This is a genomic window from Nocardioides panzhihuensis (assembly GCF_013408335.1).
GTDB lineage: Bacteria > Actinomycetota > Actinomycetes > Propionibacteriales > Nocardioidaceae > Nocardioides > Nocardioides panzhihuensis.
Map to the genome: position 1 here is coordinate 1 of NZ_JACBZR010000001.1, position 21,593 is coordinate 21,593.

Genomic DNA, 21,593 nt, shown 5'->3' on the forward strand with positions numbered 1-21,593 from the left:
GGCCCGCGCAGCGCACCGGATCTGCTCGGGGTCGGCCCAGGCGGGAGTGTCACCCGCGAGGCTGAGGACACGCGCCACCTCCTTGTCGTCACCGCGCAGCGGGCCGATGACGCCGGTGAGATAGGCCCAAGCCGTCGTGGCGAGGAAGGCGACCGCCATGAGCGTGCCGACGACCACGAACCAGCGCAGCGCCAGACGTACGGCCCGGCCGCGGTCGCGCCGCCGCCGCGGCATTGGCGGCAGCCCGAGCCGTCGCCGGCGGGCGTCCTCGGCCGCCGCGTTGGCGAGCTCGGTCGGTTTCGGGCGTTGCTGAGCGGTGTTTCCGGTGGGGTCGGACATCTCACTCTTCCTCGAGAAGGGTCAGCGAGGATCGTAGAGGGTGGCCCTTTGCCGAATAGCCCTGCCACTCCCTCCAGGGGTCTCGACGACGCGGACTACTGCTTCCACCTCGCCGCGGTATTCAACAGCCGGTCGATGGAGCCGCGGGTCCTCGTCGTCGCCACGCCACCGGTGGCCCGTTCCATCTCGAAGGTGGGGCTCCCCGCGGAGTTGCGGGGTTTGCGGATCAGGCACAGGGCGATCCCGTCTCCGATGTGCAGCACGTCGACGTCGTCTTTGGAGTTGGTCCACGGCAATGACCAACTCGGCTCCTTGCCGCCCTGGAAGATCGTCACGGTCTCGCGGTACGTATGGGGGGACTGGTGCTTCTCGAACACCCCCAGCGCAAGCACGCGTTCCAGATCTGTCAGCGGCCTCACGATGGCTGCGTCGTCGTACCCCGCCGCGGCCACCAGCTCGCTGGCTGCCTGAGCCACAACTCGCTCGGGGTTCTCGGCCTCCAACAACACCGTCCCGTTCGTCTGGAACGACTTCACGCGCGACGCGCCGCCCCGATCGAGCGCACCCTCCAGCTGCTCCCGGTTCGGCGACCCGGTGTGACCGAGATTGAGGTTCCTGTAGAACACAACGTGCATCACGATCTCCGGGGCTTCGCCAGGGGACGGTTCACGGTGTGTCATCGACCTTCGTACAACGTCGTCCGTTCGCGTACGTCCCGGCCTATGCCGGCCCCGATCTCCTCGAGCTCGGCGACCGTCTTCGCCGATCCGTGCTCGGAGCCGGCCATCCGCGAGATGGTCTCCTCCATCAGGGTGCCGCCGAGGTCGTTGGCTCCGGCCTGGAGCATCGCCCTGGTGCCGTCGACGCCGAGCTTGACCCAGCTCGTCTGGATGTTGTCGATGCGGCCGTGGAGCATGATCCGGGCGAGGGCATGGACGGCGAGGTTGTCGCGCATGGTCGGGCCCGGACGGGCCGCCCCGGCGAGGTAGATGGGCGCACTGGTGTGTACGAACGGGAGCGGCACGAACTCGGTGAGCTCCGCGTTTCCGTGCTCGCGGGCCCTGTCCTGGATGCCGGCGAGGACACGGAGGTGGCCCACCCAGTGGCGTGGGTTGTCCACGTGGCCGTACATCATCGTCGACGTCGTCGGGATGCCGACGCGATGCGCGGTGGAGATGATCTCGATCCACGTCTTCGCGGGCAGCTTGCCCTTGGTCAGCACCCAGCGGACCTCGTCGTCGAGGATCTCCGCGGCGGTGCCGGGCAGGCTGCCGAGCCCGGCCTCGCGGACCTTGATCAGGAAGTCCTCGATCGAGAGACCGGTGCGAGCGGTGCCGTTGACGATCTCCATCGGGCTGAACGCGTGCACGTGCATCTCCGGCACCCGCTGCTTCACCGCCTGGGCGAGGTCGAAGTAGGCGGTGCTGGGGAGCTCGGGATCGATGCCGCCCTGCATGCACACCTCGGTGGCGCCCAGGTTCCACGCCTCCTCGGCGCGGTCGGCGACCTGGTCCAGATCGAGGGAGTACGCATCCGCGTCCGTCCTCCGCTGGGCGAAGGCGCAGAACCGGCAGCCGACGTAGCAGACGTTGGTGAAGTTGATGTTGCGGTTGACGACGTACGTCACGGTGTCGCCGTTGACCTCTCTGCGCAGGTCGTCGGCGAGCGCGGTGACCTGTCGGAGCAGGTCGCCCTCGGCGGTCATCAGGGTCAGCGCGTGCTCGTCGGAGAGGTTGCCGGGGTCCTTCTCGGCCGCCCGAAGCGCCGCCAGACCTTCGCTGGTCGAGCGTCCCCCGCTGGTCGAGCCGCCGGAGCCGCTAGGCGGAGGCGTGTCGAGACCAACACGGTCCCCTGCCGCGCTCGATGGGACTGTGTTGGTCTCGACACGCTCGCTGGCGCTCGCGGCTCGACCAGCGGGAGCGGAGGTGGTCTTGGCCGCCTCCCGGACCTCGTCCCAGTCGCCGTAGACCGTCTCGAAGTCGTCACGGCGGTCGTTGGTGCGGCCGGTGGTGTCGACGGAGGCGTGCAGATCGACTCGCCCGGAGGCGGAGAAACCGCCGTCGGGCTCCTGCCACGGGCGGCCCTCGGGCCGGACGCCGTCAGTGGCCAGCCCGTCCTCGTCGGCGAGCGCCTCGACATGGGACAGGACGCGCGGGTCGATCCAGGACTGACCGTCGCGCAGGGTGGCCGTGACGTACTCCGGGTGGACGGTCAGCCGCGGTCGCAGCGTGAAGCCGGCCTCGGCGCTCACCTGGCGCAGCGCGTCCAGCGAGGGCCAGGGCCGTTCGGGGTTGACGTGATCGGGTGTCAGCGGCGAGACCCCGCCCCAGTCGTCGATCCCCGCGCCGAGCAGCGCCCGGCACTCGTCGAGGTCGACGAGGTTGGGCGGCGCCTGGACGCGGGCCTTCGGCCCGAGGACGATCCGGGAGACGGCGATCGCGGCCAGATACTCGTCGAGCCCCAGGTCGTCGACATGGCGCATCGCGGTCGACGGCTTCGCCCGGAAGTTCTGGACGATGACCTCCTGCAGCCCTCCGTACGCCTTGTGGACCTTGCGCAGCGCGAAGATCGTCTCGGCGCGCTCGGTGAGCGTCTCGCCGATGCCGACGAGGAGTCCGGAGGTGAACGGGATCGAAAGGCGACCGGCATCCTCGAGCACCCGCAGCCGTACCGCCGGGTCCTTGTCGGGTGAGCCGAAGTGGGCCTCGCCCTTCGTCTCGAACAGCCTGCGGCTGGTGGTCTCGAGCATCATCCCCATCGACGGGGAGACCGGCTTGAGCCGGTTCATCTCCTCCCACGACATCACGCCAGGGTTGAGATGGGGGAGGAGCCCGGTCTCCTCGAGCACGCGGACCGCCATCGCCCGCACGTAGTCGAGAGTCGACTGGTAGCCGCGGCTCTCCAGCCACTCCTGCGCCTCCGGCCACCGGTCCTCGGGCCGGTCGCCGAGGGTGAACAGCGCCTCCAGGCAACCCAGCTTCGCGCCCTCGGCGGCGATCTCGAGGATCTCGTCGGGGCTCAGGTAGGGCTCGCGTCCCTCTCGCTCCGCCTGTCCCGGCGTCTCCACGAACGTGCAGTAGTGGCACCGGTCCCGGCACAGCTTGGTGATCGGGATGAAGACCTTCGGGGAGTACGTCACCGTCTCCGGTCGCCCCGCGGCGACCAGCCCGGCGTCGCGTACCTTCGCTGCGGCGGTGGTCAGCCGGTCGAGGTCGTCGCCCCGGGCCGCCAGGAGAGCCGAAGCCTCCGCCACGTCCAAGGCTGCGCCACGCTCGGCCCGGGCCAGCGCCCGGCGGATCTGCTGGGGTGTCGGCTGCTCGCTCATCACGAGCAGCCTAGTAGGCGCCGTCCAATTGTCGAACTAGTTGTCGATCTGGGCGCTCGCGCCGGGAGCGCTGGCGACGAACCTGTCGTTCCAGACCTTGGGACCCGACCAGTCGACGACGGCGCCCTTGCCCTGGCCGTCAGGGGTGCCCGGCCAGACGCACTTGGCGTTCTTCGCCTCCGAGCACTTGCCGCCGTTGAGGGTGAGCTTCACGTTGAACTGCTTGCCGGACTGGAAACCCTCGAAGGTGAGCCGCCAGGTGTTGCACTCGACCTTCTGCCTCGTATAGGTCGGGTCGGTGCACTTGTCCTGCTTGACCCACTCGAGCTTCTTCGGCGCCGCCTTGCCGCAGACGTCGGCGTCGGTGGCCTTCTCGGTGCCCCAGGCGAAGGCGACGGTGGTCTTGACCGCAACGCAGCCCTCGACACCGCCCTCGGTGACGGGGAGCTCGTAGGTGGAGCCCTTGAGCTCCTCGTAGCTGCTGCTGCCCTTCTTGGCGATCCCGATCACCGACTCCCCGCCGGGAGCAGTGGGCTCCTGCACGTCGAAGTCGACCTGCATGTAGGCAGGCTTGGGAGTGACCTTGGCGCCGAGCGCGTCGGCCTTGACGTAGCACGCGTCGAGGGCCTCGACGGCCTTCTCCTTGGCCGGGCCGGCGGCGCCGGGGTCGCCGTCCTTGAGGAGGTCCGTGACCGCGATCAGGCCGGCCATGGAGGTCTTGTCGACCTCCTTCTCCATGCAGCGGGTGTCGCCGACCTTCCAGTTGTCGCCGATCTCGGTCGACCAGGACTCGGTGCAGTCGAGCAGGCCCTGGGCGAAGTTCATCGCGTCGTCCGCGGGCCATTCGCCGGTGTAGGTCCAGTCGTCGCCCGCGTCCACGACGCCGTGGGAGCGCAGCTCGGCGGCGGGAACCTTCTCGACCAGAGACTCGGACGCACAGGTCATCTGGTCCTCGGTAGCCCACCCCGGCTTGGGTACGCCGCTGGCGATCGCCTCGGCAGCCCTGGCATCGTCGCCGTGGAGGCCGAAGATGCCGAAGCCCTGGGTGAAGATGCCGGCACCGAGGAGCAGAACCGCGGCGACGCCGCCGCCGATGATGGCGTAGCGCTTCTTCTTGTCGCCGTCGTCGCCGCCCTGGCCGGCGCTGGAGTGGTGCGACGGGAGCCACTCGGGCTGGCCGCCTCCGGCGGCGGCGCCGGCGTTCGTCGCGGCAGCGGTCTTGGGCAGGCCCTTGCCGCTGTGCACGACCGTGGAGTCGGTCTCGTTGGCGAGCGGGGCGGGAGTCGGGGTGCCCTCGCCCGGGCGCTTGACGATCGTCGGCTGTGCCTCGGCCTCGGGAGCCTTGTTGCCGGCTCCGGAGGTGCCGTCAGCGGTGGTGTCCCAGGTGACCCCGGGGCGGGAGCCGAGGTCGGCCGCGGCCGCTGCGGCGGCACCGCCGACGACACCACCACCGAGACCGGACTCCTCGAGCCGGTCGGCGGCCTTGTCGAGCGCCTTGGCGAGCTCGGCGGCGGTGCGGTAGCGGTTCTCCGGCTTCTTCGCCAGCGCCCGCTGGATGATCGGGTTGAGCAGGTCGGCGCCCGGTGTCGAGGCGGGCAGCCGCGGCACCGGGTTGTTGATGTGGGCGCTCATCAGCTCGAAGTCGCTGCCGGTGTAGGGCGCCTTGCCGGTCAGGCAGGCCCACAGCAGACAGCCAGCGGCGTAGATGTCGCCCGACGCGGTCGCCTGCTCACCCATGTGACGCTCGGGGGACATGTAGGGCAGCGAGCCCACCACCGAACCGGCCCGGGTCACGTTGGAGTCGCCCTCGGTCGCGATGCCGAAGTCGGTCAGGTAGGGGACGAGCTCGCCCTCCTGGCGCTCCCACAGGAGCACGTTGGACGGCTTCACGTCGCGGTGGACGACACCGACGCGGTGGGCGTCGAAGAGCGCGTCGCTGACGTCGCTCACCAGGCGCAGCGCATGGACGGTCTCCAGCGGCCCCTTGGTCTTCAGCCAGCCGTGCAGGTCGCCGTCGGGGACGTACTCGGTGACGAGGTAGACCGTGCCTTCGACCTCGCCGTACTCGATGATCTGCACGATGTTGCGCGAGCGCAGCTTGGCCAGGATGTTGGCTTCCCGCTCGAAGCGGGTGATGAAGTCCTTGTCGACGGTGAGCGAGGGCAGCACCAGCTTGAGCGCCACCTTTCGGCGCAGCGCCGGGTCCTTCGCCTGGTAGACGACACCCATGCCACCTTGACCCAGGACCCGTTCGATCACGTAGCGACCGAACTTTTCGCCTTCCTGGGGGAACGCAACCATCGTTAGAACCTCGCCCTGATTTTTTTACCCGATTCGACCTCTGCCGAAACCCTAGCGTCCCGTCAACGAACGTCGTGCGGCAACGCCACGGTCGAGACCGATTGTGCTGATCAATTCCCTGGGGTGCTAGTTGGGCAATCTGGCGGTCAGCCCGTCGACCTCGGCGGTGAAGCGGTCCTTCCAGCCCTTGGGTGCGGTCCAGTTGGTCCAGGTGCCGCTCGGCTTGGTGACGAAGGCCCTGTCCGAGCACGATCCGGAGGCCGATCGGCAGTCGCCGCCGTTGAGCTTCAGCTTGATCGTGACGCTGGACAGGAGCTCGTAGCCCTCGTAGCGGAGCGTCCAGGAATTACACGGGGCGTACCTCGGCTGGGCGCACGACTTGTCCTTGGTCCACCACAGCCGACGGTCCTTCGCCTTGCCGCAGGCCTCGTCCTCGCTGGTCTTGGTGGTGCCCCACGGATAGCTGATCGAGGCCTCGAAGGTGGCGCAGCCCTCCTGGCCGCCTTCACGGACGGGGATGTTGACCTTTCCGCCGGTCACCGGCTTCCACTCCGGAGAGTCGGCGGACTTCGCCCGCACGACCACCTCGCTGCCCGCGACGGCCGGCGCCTTGACCGCGAACTCGACGCCGAGCACGGCGGGAGTCGCGGTCGCGGTCGGTGCGGTGAGCTCGTCGCTCACGTAGCACTCGTCCAGCGCCGAGACGGCCTTGTCGGCCTGCTTGGTGACGCCGGCGTCCTCGATCTCCATGGTCTGCGTGGCGATCAGACCGGCCATCGCCGCCTCGTCGACGTCACCGAGGCAGTCGGTGTCGGCCAGGGCCCACTCCTTGCCGATCGTCTTGCTCCAGTCGCCCGAACAGGAGAGCAGACCCTCGGAGTACGCAGTCGCCTGCGGTCCTCGCCACGCGCCGGTGTAGGTCACGGTCTCACCGGTGACCTTGATCAGCCCGGCCTTGCTCAGGGCGTCGCTGCGCTCGTCCTTGACCAGCTGCTCGGCGGCGCACTTGGCGTCGCCCGCCGACGCCCAGGCCGGCTTCGGGGCGTCCGCGGAGATCGCGACCACCGCCTTCTTGTCCTCGGCGCTCAGCGGCCCGAACCCGAGGCGTCCGGTGAAGAACGCCCAAGCGCCGGTCCCGAGCAGCGCGACGAGCACCAGCGCGCCGGCGGCGCCCAGCCCGATCAGCAGTCCCTTGTTGCTCTTCTTCGGCTGGTGGTGCGGCGGGAGCCCATAACCCGAGGCGTACGCGGTCGGCGGCTGTCCTGGAGGCGGACCGTAGCCGCCGGCCGGTGCCACGGGCATCGCCATCGTCGGTGGCGGCGGGGGCGGTGCCGCCGGAGCCTGGCCCGGCGGACGGGACGGCGGCGGCTGGGTCGGCGGTCCGGACGGCGGCGGGGGCGGGGTCGCTGCAGGTGTCGTCGGGGGAGGCGGCGGAGGAGGCGGGGCGGGGCTGGAGCCGGGGATCCGGGTCGCGTCAGGGTCGACCGGGTTCGCCGGCTCAGACGCCGGAGGTGGCGTGGGCCGCGGCGTACCGGGTCTCGTCTTGTCCTGGTCGTCTGGCCCCATGTCGCACGTCCTGCATGTCAGTGAAGTGGAGCGACCGGGCCGAGCGACCCGAGTCGTTAGAGACCGCGCGGGCAGGGGCACCTGCTCCGCGTCGCGATACGGGCGCGCTGGCTGCGTTGTCGCCTCTCGACGGTGCAACCAGACCGCCTTCGAGGCTCCGCCTTGCCAGCACACCCGTCTCGCGACGCTCGCGACGGCGCCCCTACCCACGCGATCTCTAAGCACATCGTAAAGACACTTCGCCGAATTCGCAGCCGAGACATCGGTACCAATCTGGGAACGCTTCCCAGCGGCTGTCCGCAGACCGTCAGGCCAGCCATTCCTTGACCTGGCTGATCGCCGCCGGGGCGTCCGTCCCGAAGGCCGGAGTCACCTGCAGGCTGGTCACGCCGGCCTCCTTGAACGCCGCGATCCGCTCCTTGACGAACGACTCCGGACCGACCAGGTTCCCGGCCTCGAGCCACGCCTCGGGCACCTCGGCCTCGGCGTCGCGCTTGTGCCCGTCGAGATAGAGGTCCTGGATCTTCTTGGCCTCGGCCTCGAAGCCGTACTTGACGGCCATGTCGTTGTAGAAGTTCTTGCCGCGCGCGCCCATGCCGCCGACGTACAGCGCGAGCAGGCCGCGCATCGTGTCGCGGTGACGCTTGGCCTCGTCGGGGTCGTCGGTGATCGCGAGCAGTCCGCCGGCGGAGATCTCCAGGGGCTTCAGGTCGGAGGAGCGCTTGGCCAGACCCTTGTCGATGGCGTCGCCCCAGACGTCGCGGGCCTTGTCGGGCAGGAACTGGAACGGCAGCCAGCCGTCGGCCACCTCGGCGGTCATCGCGACGTTCTTGTCGCCCAGCGCGGCCACCCACAGCGGAGTGTCGGGACGCTCGGGCTTGTTGAGCAGCTTGAGCGGCTTGCCGAGGCCGGTGCCCTGGTCGGCGGGGAGCGGGAGCTTGTAGAGCCCGTCGCTCTGCAGTCGCTCACCACGCAGCCCGGCGCGCAGCAGCGCGATGATCTCGCGGGTGCGGGTCAACGGCTTGTCGTACGCCACCCCGTGGAAGCCCTCGATTACCTGGGGCCCGCTCGCGCCGAGGCCGAGGATCGCCCGCCCGCCGGAGACGTTGTCGAGACCGGCCGCGGTCTGGAGCAGCGCTCCCGGCGTACGGCTGTAGATGTTGAGGATGCCTGCCCCGAGCTCGACGGTCTCGGTCTTCGCGGCCAGGTAGCCCAGCAGCGAGACCGCGTCGAAGCCGTACGGCTCGGCGACCCACAGCTGGTCGAGGCCCGCCTTCTCCAGGCCGACGACCTGGTCTGCGGTGTCCCGCGGGTTGCCGAAGTAGGTCAGGGGCATCGCAAGCTTCATGCCGATGAGGCTACCGTGATCGTGTGACGGAGATCAGGTTCGGATACAAGGCGTCCAATGAGCAGTTCGCACCCACGGAGCTGCTGAACTACGGCGTGATGGCGGAGGAGCAGGGTTTCGACTCGGTCTTCATCTCCGACCATCTCCAGCCCTGGCGGCACGACGGCGGGCATGCGCCGTTCGCCATGACCTGGCTGGGTGCGCTCGGCGCACGCACGGAGCGGATCACCATGGGGACGTCGGTGCTCACCCCGACGTTCCGCTACCACCCCGCGATCGTGGCGCAGTCGTTCGCGACCCTCGGCTCGCTCTTCCCCGACCGCGTCGTGCTCGGGATGGGCACCGGTGAGGCGATGAACGAGGCGCCGCTGGGTGTGGAGTGGCCCGAGGGCAAGGTGCGTTTCGCGCGGTTCCGTGAGGCCGTGCGCGTCATCAAGAAGCTCTGGTCGGAGGACCGGGTCACCTTCGAGGGCGACTACTACCAGCTCGACCGGGCGACCATCTACGACAAGCCGGCCACGCCGGTCCCGATCTACCTGGCCGGGAGCGGTCCGGCCGCGACGAAGTACGCAGGCCGTGCCGGTGACGGCTACATCACCACGTCCGGCAAGGGTGCCGAGCTCTACACCGACACCCTGCTCCCGGCCGTGCGGACCGGCATCGAGCTCTCCGAGCGCAAGCCGGAGGACGTCGACATGATGATCGAGGTCAAGGTCTCCTTCGACCACGACCTGGAGCAGGCCATGGAGGCCACCCGCTTCTGGGGTGCCCTCGGGCTGACGCCGGAGCAGAAGCACTCGGTCGAGGATCCGGTCGAGATGCAGCGTCTCGCCGACGCGCTGCCGACCTCGGCGACCGCCAAGCGGTTCATCGTGTCCACCGACCCCGACGAGCACGTCGCCCGGATCAAGGAATACCTCGACATGGGCTTCACCCACCTGGTCTTCCACGCCCCGGGCCCGGACCAGGCGAAGTTCCTGAAGCTCTACGGCGAGGAGATCCTGCCGAAGCTCCGCGCTCTCGTCTGAGCAGAACCAGGGCCCCGGCCGGCAGACTCAGGCCGGGGCCCTGGGAGGACCGCCCCACATACGCCATACGCCGCGTAGACGAGTTGTGTTGCACCTGTTTGAGACCGGTTGCCGATTTCGTCTCCGGTGTGCGTGACGGGCGCGAGGGGCTCTAGGCCCTACGCTCACCTCTCATGAGTTTGATGGTCGACCCGTTCGTGGACGCTGCCGAGAAGCACCGACGCGAGCTGAGGGTGCACTGCTACCGGATGGTGGCGAGCTTCGACGAGGCCGAGGACCTGGTGCAGGAGACCATGGTCAAGGCGTGGGAGCGACGCGACCAGCTGACCGACCCGGAGGCCGTCCGGGCGTGGCTCTACCGGATCGCGACCAACACCTGTCTCGACTTCCTGCGTCGCAACGAGCGGCGCCCGAAGACGTACGCCGCGCTGCCGGGCTTCGACCACGGCACCGGTGAGCCCCCCGAGCTGCTGGAGTGGCTGCAGCCGTTCCCCGACGCCCTGCTGGAGCCGGAGCGGCCGGAGGACGAGGCGGTGGCGCGGGAGACCATCGAGCTGGTCTTCCTGACCGCGATCCAGCATCTGACCCCGCAGCAGCGGGCGGTGTTCGTCTTCCGGGAGGTGCTCGGCTGGTCGGCCGCGGACACCGCGGCGGCGCTCGACGTCACGGACGCCACCGTGAACTCGCTGCTGCAGCGGGCCAAGCCGGCGCTGCGCCGGCACCTGCCCGAGGACCGGTCGACCTGGCGCACCGAGGGGCCGACCGAGGAGGAGAGCAAGGTCATCGACGCCTACATCGCGGCCGGGGAGAGCAACTGGCGTGAGGGCATCGCCGACCTGCTGACGAGCGACGCCGTGCTGACGATGCCGCCGAACCCGTTCTGGTTCTCCACCCGCCAGGCAGTGCTGGACTTCGTGCTGCCCAACCTCGACCCGTCGTCCCCGACCTACCTCGGCGAGTGGTGCTTCATCCCGGCCGCCGCCAACCGGATGCCGGCGGTCGCTGGCTACGTACGCCGCCCGGGCACGACGATCTACCGGCCGCAGGTGCTCGACGTGCTCCGGGTCGTCGACGGCAGGATCGCCCAGATCACCACCTTCGAGCCGCATCTCTTCCCTGCCTTCGGGCTCCCGCAGGCGCTCTCCTGAGACGATTCCTGAAAATACTTCGCGGCTACCCGATGAGTAGCTCTGCCTGCGTACGTCCTAAGGGCAGATCACGCACACCAGGTGCGTGAGGACAGCTCAGGAGACATCGTGAACGCACAGCTTCAGGACCGCACCGCCATCGTCTGGGGCGGCGCGGGCAGCATCGGCTCGACGACCGCCAAGACCTTCGCCGAGGCCGGCGCCAAGGTCTATCTCGCCGGCCGCACCGAGGTCGCGCTCGCCGCCAAGGCCGAGGAGGTCGGCGCCGCCGGCTTCGGCGTGGTCGACGTCCTCGACGAGGACGCCGTGGTCGCCTTCGTGGAGCGGGTCGTCGCCGAGACCGGCTCGCTCGACATCTCGTTCAACGTCGCCGACCGCGGCGACATCCAGGGGCAGACGCTGCTGGAGATCTCGACCGCCGACTACACCCAGCCCGTCGTACGCGGCATCACCGGCTCCTTCCACACCTCCCGTGCGGCCGCCCGGCAGATGGTGGCGCAGGGCCGCGGCGTGGTGCTCGCCCTCGACTCCGGCTCCGCGCGCGGTTCCGCGCCCGGCATGGGCGGGACGAGCGCCGCAGACGGGGCGCTCGACGCGCTGGTGCGCGACCTGGCCGCGGAGGTCGGGCCTTCCGGCGTACGTGTGGTCGGGATCTGGACCGCCGGGATCACCGAGACCTTCACCGCGGAGAAGTTCGAGCGGGTCATCGGGACCCGGCTCCCGGAGGAGTCCCTCGACGGGATCCGGGCCAACCTCGACGAAATGCGGATGACCAAGCGGTCGCCGCGGCTGAAGGAGGTCGCCGATACCGCGACCTTCCTCGCCTCCGACGGTGCCGGCGCGATCACCGGCACCTGGCTCAACGTGAGCAGCGGGATGTACCCCAGCTGAGCTGGATCCCGCAGGTCAGGTGCGCCAGGAGTCCCAGAGCCTCGCGTAAGAGCCGCGAGCGGCGACGAGCTCGTCATGGGGCCCGAACTCGGTGATCCGGCCGCCCTCGACCACGGCGACGCGGTCGGCGTCGTGGGCGGAGAAGAGCCGGTGGGCGATCGCGATGACCGTACGTCCCTCCAGCACCGCGGCCAGCGACCGCTCCAGATGCCGGGCGGCGCGCGGGTCGATCAGCGAGGTCGCCTCGTCGAGCACGAGGGTGTGCGGATCGGCGAGGACGAGCCGGGCGAGGGCGATCTGCTGGGCCTGAGGTGCGGTCAGGGCACGGCCTCCCGAGCCGACCTCGGTGTCCAGCCCCTCGGGGAACGTCTCCACCCATTCGCGGGCGTCCACCGCCGCCAGGGCATCGAGCACCTCGGTGTCGGAGGCCCCGGGACGCGCCAGGACGAGGTTGTCGCGCACGGACCCCGCGAAGACGTGGTGCTCCTGGGTGACCAGCGCGACGTGGCCGCGCAGATCGTCGAGCGGAAGGTCGACCAGCGGCACATCGCCGACCGTCACGGCTCCCGAGCGCGGCGGATGGATGCCCGCGAGCAGCCGCCCGAGCGTCGACTTGCCGGCGCCGGAGGGGCCGACCATGGCCACCCGCTCGCCGACACCGACGTCCATCGAGATGTCGTGGAGGACATCGCGGCCCTCGACGTACGAGAACCTCACGTCGGAGGCCGCGATCTTCTCGTCAGCGGGCTCGGCGCCGGTGGCCACGCGGTCGTCGGGGACGTGCGCGACACCGAGAAGGCGAGCCAGGGACGTGTTGCCCATCTGCAGCTCGTCGAGGATCGAGACGATCCGGTTGACGGGGTCGATCAGCATCTGGACGTACAGCGTCGCCGCGGTCACGTCGCCGAGCGAGCAGACCCCTTGGGTGTAGAGCCAGCCGCCGAACATCAGCGTGGCGACCGTGGGGACGAGGTAGGAGAGCTCCATCGCCGGGAAGAAGACCGTACGCAGGAACAGCGTGTAGCGCTCGGCACGGAACGAGGTCGCGATGTCGGCGTCGGCGGCCTCGATCCTGCCGCGCTGGAGACCGAGCGCCTCGACCGTACGCGAGCCTTCGGCCGTCTCGGTGAGCGTCGAGTTGATCTGGGAGTAGGTCGCCGACTCGCGCAGGTAGCCGCCCTTGGCCCGGCGGAGGTACCAGCGCAGGCCGATCACGAGCGCCGGCACGCCGAGCAGGCACGGCAACGCGACCCACCAGCCGATGGTGAGCGCGGCGATGAGCGTCGCGATCGCGGTCAGGCAGGCGATCGTCCACTCCGGCAGCGCGTAGCGGATCGACCAGTTGAGCTGGTCGACGTCGCGGCCGGTGCGGGTCAGCAGGTCGCCCGAGCCTGCGTCCTCGACGGTGCCCAGAGGGAGCGCCAAAGTGTTGTCGACGAACTCCTCGCGCAGCTCGGCCAGCACCTGCTCGCCGAGGACCTGGGAGAGGAACCGGGCATAGCGGGTGAGCAGCACCTGGACCACGAGGAACCCGGCCAGCAGGGCCAGCAGGAGGTCGACGTGTCCGGTCGTCGTGCCCGTCTCGACGGACTCGACCAGGTCACCGATCAGCCGCGGCGGCGCCAGCGCGGCGCCGGCGGCGAGCAGGTGCAGGCTCAGCGCACCCCAGAGCATCCGCGGATGGCGGCGGGCCAGGGTGCCGACATAGGCGCGTACGTCCTTGTCCGTCGCCACCGGGAGCGCGGTCGTCACGCCGTGACCTCCTGTACGTCTTGAACTTCTCGCACGACCACGCGGCGATAGCCGGGGCAGCTGCCCAGCAGCTCGTGGTGCGTGCCGGTGGCGGCGACTTTCCCCTCCTCGAGGAAGACGACCACGTCGGCGGTGTCGAGCAGCAGCGGGCTGGTGGTGGTGACCACCGTCGTACGCCCGGCGCGGCGGGCCCGCAGCCGCGAGGCGATCCGGGCCTCGGTGTGTGCGTCGACCGCGGAGGTCGGCTCGACGAGGATCAGGATCTCGGGGTCGACGGTGAGCACCCGGGCCAGCGTCAGGCGCTGGCGCTGGCCGCCGGAGAGGCTGCGGCCGCGTTCGGTCACCTGGGCGCCGTAGCCTTCGGGGAGCGCCTCCAGGATGTCTTCGGCCGACGCTGTGTGCACGGCTGCCTCGGCCCCTTCGCGGCCCGCCCGGCCGGTGACGTCGAGGACCTCGCCCAACGCGCCCGAGAAGAGCTGGGAGCCGGTGTCGGAGACGATGATCCTGCGGCGTACGTCTTCCAGGGGGAGATCGAGGAGAGGGACGCCACCGAGGGTGACCGACCGGTCTGTCGGGTCGTCGGGTGTCATCCGACCGAGCTTGTCGGCGAGGTGGGAGGTGTCGTCGGGCTGCTCGGAGACCAGCGCGGTCAACCGCCCCGTCTCGATGCGCAGTCCCGAGACGTCGTCGCGGAGCTCGGACCCCGCCGGTGGCATCGGCAGCGGCGAGTCGAGCGAGGCGTTGTCGGGGTCCAGCGCGAGGACCTTGATGATCCGCTTGGCCGAGACCCGGGCACGGATGAGCTTGTTGGCGAACTCCACCACCGTCCGCAGCGGAAGCATCAGGAACGCGGCGTAGCCGTAGAACGCGACCAGCTGCCCTGCGGTGATCTCGCCCGCGACCGCCATCCGCGCGCCGAGCCACACCACGGCGACCACGAACATTCCGGGCAGGAGGATCTGCATCGCGTCGAGCACCGACTGCAGTCGGGCGACGCGGACCCCGGCGTGGCGTACGTCCTGCGACTGGCGCCGGTAACGCGCGCTGAAGACGTCTTCGCCGCCGATCCCACGCAGCACCCGCAGGCCGCCCACGATGTCGGACGCGGTGTTGGACAGCTCGCCCATCAGGTGTCGCTGGTCGGCGGAGACCTTCTGCAGCGGCGAGAGCAGAGGACCGACGAGAAGCACGACAAGAGGTACGCCGATCAGCACCACCAGCCCGAGCGTGACCGAGGTCTGCAGGAGGACGACGGCGACGACGAAGAAGGAGACCACCGCGCCGGCGAACCGGGCCGAGACGTCCATGACCTGACCGATGTGGGACAGGTCGGACGTGCCGATCGCGGCGACCTCGCCCGTCGAGACCTTGCGGGGGAGCGATGAGCCCAGGCGTACGGACTGCCGGGTCACCAGCTGTACGACCCGGTAGGCGGCGGTCAGCCAGTTGGTCACCGCGAACCGGTGACGCACGATTCCCGCGACCGCCTGCACGAGACCGACGCCGAGCAGTATGGCCGCGTAGACGGCGAGCGTGGGTACGTCCTTGGTCGCGACGCCCTCGTCGATCGCCCGTCCGATCACCAGCGGCATCACCGCCTGGGCGCTCATCCAGATGACCCCGAAGAACATCCCGCCGAGCAGTGTCTGCCACTGCCTCCTCGCCATCCACCACAGGAAGCGGTCGGGGGACCGATGGTCCGCGACCCCGGGATCGTCTAGAGGGAGTCTGCGCACTTGGCCGATTATCAGCATTCCGGGGCGCCACCGCGAACTGTTTTCCTTACGGCCGAGCCGTGCGGGTTATGGTTCGCGGCATGTCATGGACCAGGGGTGAGCGGCTCACCGACGCGCATCGGGAGCGGCTCATCGCGGCGGGGCTCGAGCCGGAGGTGCTCGTCGGGCTCGAGCTGAGCGAGATCACCGGGCCGCTGCCGGAGTGGTGGCACGAGGGCGGCAACGCGCTCTACCTGCGCGACGGATACCCGCTCGACGTGCGGCTGATCGACCTGCTCGGCTTCTACCCGTTCTCCGACGCGCTGATCGTGGTGGCCACCGACATCACCTCGATGCAGGCGCTCCTGGTCGGTGGCGACTCGCCGACCATCTTCATCGGCCCGGACACGAGCATGGTCTGGGGCGAGATCTACTGCGGCGGCGGCTCCTCGGTGGTCCTCTCCGGTGGCCTCGTCGCCACCTCGCGCGCGCAGATCGACGCCCGTAACGGCGGCTCGATCTTCGCCGCCCCCGACCAGCTCTGGGCCGCCAACGTCTACGTCGCCACCGACGACATGCACCGACTCGAAGACGGCGACACCGGCCGGCGCATCAACCCATACGGCGCCCACATCCGCTTCGGCGAGCACGTCTGGCTCGGCCGCGACGCCATCGTCACCGGCCACGCCGAGGTCGGCGACGGTGCCGTCGTCGGCATGCGCAGCATGGTCCGCAACCAGAAGGTCGAGCCGCGTACCGCCGTCGCCGGCGTCCCCGCTCGCCTCATCCGCGAGAACGTCGTCTGGTCTGGCGAAGACACCCCCTGACGCTTCGGATCTCGGAGGTCGAGCCTGTCGACACCACCCCACGCGTAGCGGTCGACTGAGAGGCCTCGCCCACCTCCGGTGGTCGAGCTTGTCGAGACCTCCCCACGCGTAGCGGTCGACCTGAGAGGCCTGTGTCATCCGGGGTCGGGCTCATTGAGATTTCTGTGCAGCGGTCTGCTGAGCGGCTTGGGTGCCTGACCGGGGGCCGTAGGGCGGGTGGGGCCAAGTGCCTGTCCGGGTTGGGAGATTTAGAACCAGGGTGTCCGGGCTGGGTGCCATTTGCCTGTCTTGCGGACTTCCAGCCCTGTCCGGGGGGGTGCGTCGGGATACCTGTCCCTGTCCGGGTTTACGACCACCTGTCCCGATGTGGCCGGTGACACCAAAAGGCCGTCTGATCTGCGAAAACATTCCCCAAAAAGGCTGTGCATAACATGCAAATTTGGTAGCATATGGGCATGAACATCTCCTTCGATCCCGAGACCTCGCCCGGCCTGCTGGCCACGGTGCGGGCCTCGCGTGCGGTCGAGGACCAAGCCGCCCGCGACACCCTGATCGCAGCGGCGAAGTACGCGGCCGCCAACGTCGTGGAGACGGTCGGGGAGGCAGCAATCCTTGAGGTCGAGACCTACGGGGATCGGGCGGTCTTGTTGACCGGGGCAGGTGCCCCGTTGATCTCCGAGGCCGCGGTGATCGAGTTCGCTGCGGTGCTGGGGTATTCGACCTACACCGGCCGCAAGTACCTCGCTGACGCGGTCGAGCTGGCCTGGCGGCTGCCCCGCACCTGGGCCAGGATCCTCGACGGGTCGCTGACCACGTGGCGGGCCCGGCGGGTCGCCGACGTCACCCGCCACCTCGACCCCGAGGTCGCCGCCTGGGTCGACACGCACGTGGCCGCGCATGCCCACAAGATCGGTCTCACCCAACTGGAACGCACCGCGAAAGAAGCAGCCGCCCTGTTCGAGCCCGACCTGGCCGCCGCGATCGCCGAAGAGGCCGTCGACCACCGCCGCTGCGACATCGACACCGACCCCAGCCTGTTCCTGCCCCCGGTCGGTGCCGAACAAGGCCAAGCCGCCGGCGCAACCGCTCAGGTCACCGCCACCCTCGACGCCGCCGACGCCCTCGACCTCGAAGCCGCGGTCTCCGCGATCGCCCACGGGCTCCTCGACCACGACGCCACCGACTTGCCCCTCGATGCCCGCCGCGCCGCTGCCCTGGGGGTCCTGGCCCGGGCCTACAACACCGGCACCCTGGACACCGAGCGTGCGGGCGTCCCACCGGGGAAGGGTCGGGTCATCGACCTCAAGATCCACACCGACACCCGCGACCTGGCCACCACCGGCCTGATCCGGATCGGAAACACCCGCGGCCTGGCCACCATCGAACAGCTCGACCGATGGGCCACCATGCCCGGCGTGACCATCAAACCCATGACGGTCATCGACCTCAACGAAGAGATCACCACCGACGCCTACACCCCCACGAGACAGCTACGCACCCAGATCCAGCTCATCGACCAGACCTGCGCCTTCCCCAACTGCAACGTCAAAGCCGAAAACTGCGACCTCGACCACCGCATCCCATTCGACCAGGGCGGGAAGACCACCACCTCCAACCTGACCTGCCTGTGCCGACACCACCACCGCGCCAAAACCCACCTCGGCTGGACCTACCAACGCCTCGCCCCCGGCCACTACCGATGGCGATCCCCCCACGGCTACGAGTTCCTCACCAGCCCCGAGGGCACCACCGACCTCGGCCCCACTACAGCACCACCCATGGTGAACGACGTCGCCCAAGACGAAGCGGCTTGACGACCCCCAACAACATCACCCAACCGGCACACGCCTTCACCTCTCAAAACCCAGTCAGGGACAGGTATCCCGACGCCACCCCAGGACAGGGCTGGAAGTCCGCAAGACAGTCAAATGGCACCCCGGCCGGACACCCTGGTCTTTAATCTCCCAACCCGGTCAGGCACTAGGCCCCACCCGCCCTACGGCCCCCGGACAGGCACCCAAGCCGCTCAGCCGACCGCAACGCGGAAATCTCGATAAGTCCGACCCCGGACGAGAGAAGCCTCTCAGGGTCGACCGTGACGCAGGAGGTCTCGACAAGCTCGACCACCGGGGGTCTCGACAAGCTCGACCACCGCGTCCCGAACGGCCTGCCGCTCGTAACGTCCTATTCACATTCCGCCCGCCGCGGCGTCGCTGCCGGCACGCACGCTTGATGTCATGGCATCGGCCCACCGCCCTCTTGTGATCGGCCATCGCGGAGCACCCGGCTATCTGCCGGAGCACTCCCTGGAGTCCTACCGTCTGGCGCTGCGCCAGGGGGTGGACGCGCTCGAGACCGACGTCGTGATGACGAAGGACGGCGTGATGGTGCTCAGGCACGAGAACGAGCTCACTCGCACCACGGACGTGGCTTCGCGTCCGGAGTTCGCGCAGCGGCGTACGACCAAGGTCGTCAGCGGCAAGAAGTGGACGGGCTGGTTCACCGAGGACTTCACCTTCCCCGAGCTGCTCAGCCTCGGGGCGCCGACGGAGAGCCAGCCGATCATCACGCTGGATACGCTGCTGCTGCTCGTCGCGGACGAGTCGCAGCGCCGCGGACGGCGGGTGGGGCTGCACGTGGAGGTCAAGCACCCGACGTACTTCGCGTCCATCGGCCTGCCCATCACCGAGGTCCTCCTGCAGACCCTGGCCGACCACGGCGTCGACGCCTGGAACAGCCTCCCCGGCCTGCCCACCCAACGGGTGTGGCTGCAGAGCTTCGACGAGGCCTGGGTGCGGGAGATGAGCACCCGTACGGACCTGCCGCTGGTGCAGCTGATCGACAAGAAGTGGGGTGCGGTCGACTGTGCGGAGATCGCGACGTACGCCCAGGCCATCGGCCCCAAGAAGTCGATGGTCCGCAAGAAGGGGCAGCCGCCGACCGGCTTGGCCGACGAGGCCCACCGGCACGGTCTGAAGGTCTTCGTCTGGACTCTGAAAGCCGGTCGTGACCAGGCAGATCGCCTCTTCGAGGCGGGGGTCGACGGAGTGTTCGCCGACTACCCGAACCGGCCGATCGCGGCCTTGGCGGACATCACACAGGCACAGACCGCCTGAGCCTGGCGCCTCCACGTAGGGTTGGCGCATGCCGCCCCTGAACGCGGACCGCGCGGTCCTGATCGCAGCCCGTGAGGTGCTGCTCAAGGACCCTCGCGCGACCATGGCCGCGGTCGCCGAGGAGGCCGGGATGGGGGTCGCTGGCCTCTACCGTCGCTACGCCAACAAGCAGGCGCTGCTGCGCGCGGTCGCCGCCGACAACTACCGCCGCTTCATCGCCTTCGCGGAGGCGGCGCTGAGCGACACCGACGACCCGTGGCACGCGTTCACCGGCTTCCTGAGCCAGGTCCTCGACGACGGGCTCCCGAGGCTCACTCTCGCGCTGCGTGGCGAAGTGGTGCTCGACCAGGGTCTGCACGACCTGGACAGGCTGGCGGTCCACACCACCAACCGGCTCCTGCGCGCTGCCCGCGGCAGTGGCATCCTCCGCGCCGACGTCACCCGCGCCGACATCACCGTGCTCCTCGAGCAGATCGCTCGCCTCGACGTAGGAGACGACGTACGCAGCGCCGGCCTGCGCCGCCGCTATCTGGCCCTCGTCTGCGACGGCCTGCGCGCCGAGGCGGCCAGCCGCCGCCTTCCCGGCCCGCCTCCGCACGAGGGCGAGCTCATCGGGCGTTGGACCGGAGATCCCTCATCTGCGTGAGCGGAGCAGGGTCGCGACCAGTCCGGCCCCGCCGCCGATGATCCACGGCAGCGGCAGCAGCCAGCGCAGGTCCTCCACGGTGTTCACGACGAAGGTGTCGGTCTCGATCACGGCCCAGACGCCGACGAAGGTCAGGAACACCAGACCCATCACGAGGTGACCGATGTTGACCGGGTGGCGGCCGGAGCGCTTCGCCGACGCCGGGTCGTTCTCCGGGAAGGGCCGGGCGTAGTCGTAGCTCATCGGATGCTCCGTTCGATCGCGTCGCGTACGTCCTCGGCCTTGGGGTCGCTCTCCCGGAAGATATTGATGGCGCCGACCTCGGTGAATGCGGTGATGTGGAGGTCGGCCTCGGGGTCCTCGCCCTTCGAGCTGGTGTTGGCGTTGGCCTCGAGGGTGCGCTCGAGGTGAGCACCGTCGATGTCGCCGGCGGTGGTCTCGAAGACCTTCGCCTCGCCGGGGCCGGTGATCCGGGCGTCGACCGCGACGGAGGCGTCGTAGGGGACGATCACGGTGATCTCGCCGACCTCGCCGCGGATCTCGACGCGCTCACCGTCGAGGGTGTCCGCGTCGAGCTCACCGAGGTCGATCCGCGCCGCACCGACGCTGAAGGAGTACGTCTCCTCGAGCTCGGCCACGGTCTGCGGCTGCGCGTCGAGGGGTCTCGTGAACTGCAGGCCGGTGCGGTCGACCATCGAGAAGGCCGTGGTCCCGGCCAGCACGAGGAGGGACGCCAGGCCGAGCGCGATCAGACCACCGGCGCGACCCCAGAAGGCACCGAGGACGAGGAAGGCGCCGAAGACCGCCGTGACAGCGGCCGGGTAGGCGCTGCCGGAGACGGGGAACCAGTTGGCGACGTCGGCCAGGCCGAGCAGGCCGGCCACCAGCGCCGCCGTCGCGATCGCCGGACCGAACAGCAGCGGCGACTTGGGCCGACGGGGCAGATGGATCTGGGGTGGCACGGAGGTCCACGGGGCGGGCATCGGGCTCGGCTGAACCGGCAGGACGGCCGTGTTCGGGTTGCCCGGGTCGGCCGCGGTGCCCGGGTCGCCGGGGTCGTTCGGGTAGTGCGGGGCGTTCGGCGGCGTACCGGTCTTCTTCTTGTCACGGTTGATCCACCACACCGCCACGATGCCGAGCACCAGCAGCCAGAACCACGGGATGTTCGTGTCGCCGAGGGCGTCGCCGAGCAGGGAGAGCGTCGCGATGCCGGTCGCGACCCAGAGCAGCAGGTTCCGCGTCGGCGGCCCGACGGGCATGAAGCCGTCCTCGTGGCCGTCCTCGGGTGCGAGCAGCCAGGCGGCGACGTAGACGATCGCCCCGGCGCCGCCGAAGAACACCGACACCACGAGCAGGATCCGTACCAGCAGCGGGTCGACGTCGAGATGGCGTGCGATCCCACCCGCGACACCGGCGATGTGCCGTCCCTCGGGGGCCGTGCTGGAGGTACGACGCAGCGCGCCCAGGTTGCGCAGCTGGTCGCGCGACGGGCGGGGACTGGGATCGGAGCCAGCAGGAGCCGACTCGGTCGTGGGAGGCTCGGGCGCCTCGGGCGGGATCGTCACGCCTCAACTCTGACTCATCCGGTGCC

The 21,593-nt window shown here is 69.6% G+C and carries 17 protein-coding genes; 7 read left to right on the forward strand and 10 right to left on the reverse strand.

The annotated features are described in order from the left end of the window. The 6 genes from BJ988_RS00005 to BJ988_RS00030 form a co-directional block, all read right to left on the reverse strand. Positions 1-339, reverse strand: a 339-nt coding sequence (locus BJ988_RS00005; RefSeq protein ID WP_179656085.1) for a hypothetical protein, incomplete at its 3' end; no start/stop codon positions are given. Positions 340-434: 95 nt separating this feature from the next. Then, positions 435-974 carry a DUF1697 domain-containing protein gene (locus BJ988_RS00010; protein ID WP_179656086.1) on the reverse strand — a complete coding sequence of 180 codons (540 nt, stop codon included), beginning with the start codon at positions 972-974 and terminating at the stop codon, positions 435-437. A gap of 41 nt (positions 975-1,015) precedes the next feature. Next, complete coding sequence (locus tag BJ988_RS00015; RefSeq protein WP_179656087.1) at positions 1,016-3,664, reverse strand: bifunctional FO biosynthesis protein CofGH; 2,649 nt, start codon at positions 3,662-3,664, stop codon at positions 1,016-1,018. A 36-nt stretch (positions 3,665-3,700) separates the two neighbouring features. Further along, positions 3,701-5,965 (reverse strand): serine/threonine protein kinase, encoded by a 2,265-nt coding sequence (locus BJ988_RS00020; protein WP_179656088.1) that lies wholly within the window; start codon positions 5,963-5,965, stop codon positions 3,701-3,703. 126 nt (positions 5,966-6,091) lie between these two features. After that, a complete protein-coding gene (locus BJ988_RS00025; protein ID WP_179656089.1) occupies positions 6,092-7,267 on the reverse strand; it encodes a hypothetical protein in 1,176 nt (391 codons plus the stop codon). A 571-nt stretch (positions 7,268-7,838) separates the two neighbouring features. Further along, positions 7,839-8,879 (reverse strand): LLM class F420-dependent oxidoreductase, encoded by a 1,041-nt coding sequence (locus tag BJ988_RS00030; RefSeq protein ID WP_179656090.1) that lies wholly within the window; start codon positions 8,877-8,879, stop codon positions 7,839-7,841. Positions 8,880-8,902: 23 nt separating this feature from the next. Here BJ988_RS00030 and fgd point away from each other — a divergent pair, with 23 nt between their 5' ends. From fgd to BJ988_RS00045, 3 genes are all read left to right on the forward strand, one after another. Next, on the forward strand, positions 8,903-9,907 hold the full coding sequence (gene fgd, locus BJ988_RS00035; RefSeq protein WP_179656091.1) for a glucose-6-phosphate dehydrogenase (coenzyme-F420): 1,005 nt from the start codon (positions 8,903-8,905) through the stop codon (positions 9,905-9,907). Between the two features lie 173 nt (positions 9,908-10,080). Further along, positions 10,081-11,055 (forward strand): RNA polymerase subunit sigma-70, encoded by a 975-nt coding sequence (locus BJ988_RS00040; protein ID WP_179656092.1) that lies wholly within the window; start codon positions 10,081-10,083, stop codon positions 11,053-11,055. Between the two features lie 108 nt (positions 11,056-11,163). After that, positions 11,164-11,946, forward strand: a complete 783-nt coding sequence (locus BJ988_RS00045; RefSeq protein ID WP_179656093.1) for an SDR family oxidoreductase — start codon at positions 11,164-11,166, stop codon at positions 11,944-11,946. A gap of 15 nt (positions 11,947-11,961) precedes the next feature. Here BJ988_RS00045 and BJ988_RS00050 read toward each other — a convergent pair whose 3' ends face one another. After that, complete coding sequence (locus BJ988_RS00050; RefSeq protein ID WP_179656094.1) at positions 11,962-13,698, reverse strand: ABC transporter transmembrane domain-containing protein; 1,737 nt, start codon at positions 13,696-13,698, stop codon at positions 11,962-11,964. Beyond that, entirely contained in the window at positions 13,695-15,434 is a 1,740-nt protein-coding gene (locus BJ988_RS00055; RefSeq protein ID WP_343051363.1) for an ABC transporter ATP-binding protein, read from the reverse strand. The genes BJ988_RS00050 and BJ988_RS00055 overlap by 4 nt, the downstream gene beginning before the upstream one ends. Before the next feature lie 80 nt (positions 15,435-15,514). Here BJ988_RS00055 and BJ988_RS00060 point away from each other — a divergent pair, with 80 nt between their 5' ends. The 4 genes from BJ988_RS00060 to BJ988_RS00075 all read left to right on the forward strand — a co-directional run bounded on the left by BJ988_RS00060 (position 15,515) and on the right by BJ988_RS00075 (position 20,002). Next, the gene (locus BJ988_RS00060) at positions 15,515-16,240 is read left to right on the forward strand and encodes an acyltransferase (RefSeq protein ID WP_246321375.1); all 726 of its coding nucleotides are present in this window, start codon (positions 15,515-15,517) and stop codon (positions 16,238-16,240) included. A 455-nt stretch (positions 16,241-16,695) separates the two neighbouring features. Next, positions 16,696-18,054, forward strand: a complete 1,359-nt coding sequence (locus BJ988_RS00065) for an HNH endonuclease signature motif containing protein (protein WP_179656097.1) — start codon at positions 16,696-16,698, stop codon at positions 18,052-18,054. 423 nt (positions 18,055-18,477) lie between these two features. Beyond that, positions 18,478-19,356 (forward strand): glycerophosphodiester phosphodiesterase family protein, encoded by an 879-nt coding sequence (locus BJ988_RS00070; RefSeq protein ID WP_179656098.1) that lies wholly within the window; start codon positions 18,478-18,480, stop codon positions 19,354-19,356. Between the two features lie 28 nt (positions 19,357-19,384). Continuing rightward, entirely contained in the window at positions 19,385-20,002 is a 618-nt protein-coding gene (locus tag BJ988_RS00075) for a TetR/AcrR family transcriptional regulator (protein WP_179656099.1), read from the forward strand. On the opposite strand, the gene BJ988_RS00080 is transcribed toward BJ988_RS00075, so the two are convergent. Beyond that, entirely contained in the window at positions 19,991-20,245 is a 255-nt protein-coding gene (locus tag BJ988_RS00080; RefSeq protein WP_179656100.1) for a hypothetical protein, read from the reverse strand. The genes BJ988_RS00075 and BJ988_RS00080 overlap by 12 nt on opposite strands. Beyond that, positions 20,242-21,567, reverse strand: coding sequence for a PspC domain-containing protein (locus tag BJ988_RS00085; RefSeq protein ID WP_179656101.1), 1,326 nt, complete (start codon positions 21,565-21,567; stop codon positions 20,242-20,244). Before BJ988_RS00085 ends, BJ988_RS00080 begins: the two co-directional genes overlap by 4 nt. Positions 21,568-21,593: the final 26 nt, after the last annotated feature.

Coding starts and splice junctions, on each gene's coding strand:
- BJ988_RS00040 (WP_179656092.1), top strand. CDS start 10,081: ATGAGTTTGATGGTCGACCCGTTCGTGGACGCTGCCGAGAAGCACCGA.
- BJ988_RS00070 (WP_179656098.1), top strand. CDS start 18,478: ATGGCATCGGCCCACCGCCCTCTTGTGATCGGCCATCGCGGAGCACCC.
- BJ988_RS00010 (WP_179656086.1), bottom strand. CDS start 974: ATGCACGTTGTGTTCTACAGGAACCTCAATCTCGGTCACACCGGGTCG.
- BJ988_RS00020 (WP_179656088.1), bottom strand. CDS start 5,965: ATGGTTGCGTTCCCCCAGGAAGGCGAAAAGTTCGGTCGCTACGTGATC.
- BJ988_RS00030 (WP_179656090.1), bottom strand. CDS start 8,879: ATGAAGCTTGCGATGCCCCTGACCTACTTCGGCAACCCGCGGGACACC.
- BJ988_RS00015 (WP_179656087.1), bottom strand. CDS start 3,664: ATGAGCGAGCAGCCGACACCCCAGCAGATCCGCCGGGCGCTGGCCCGG.
- BJ988_RS00080 (WP_179656100.1), bottom strand. CDS start 20,245: ATGAGCTACGACTACGCCCGGCCCTTCCCGGAGAACGACCCGGCGTCG.
- BJ988_RS00060 (WP_246321375.1), top strand. CDS start 15,515: ATGTCATGGACCAGGGGTGAGCGGCTCACCGACGCGCATCGGGAGCGG.
- BJ988_RS00065 (WP_179656097.1), top strand. CDS start 16,696: ATGAACATCTCCTTCGATCCCGAGACCTCGCCCGGCCTGCTGGCCACG.
- BJ988_RS00025 (WP_179656089.1), bottom strand. CDS start 7,267: ATGCCCGTGGCACCGGCCGGCGGCTACGGTCCGCCTCCAGGACAGCCG.
- BJ988_RS00075 (WP_179656099.1), top strand. CDS start 19,385: ATGCCGCCCCTGAACGCGGACCGCGCGGTCCTGATCGCAGCCCGTGAG.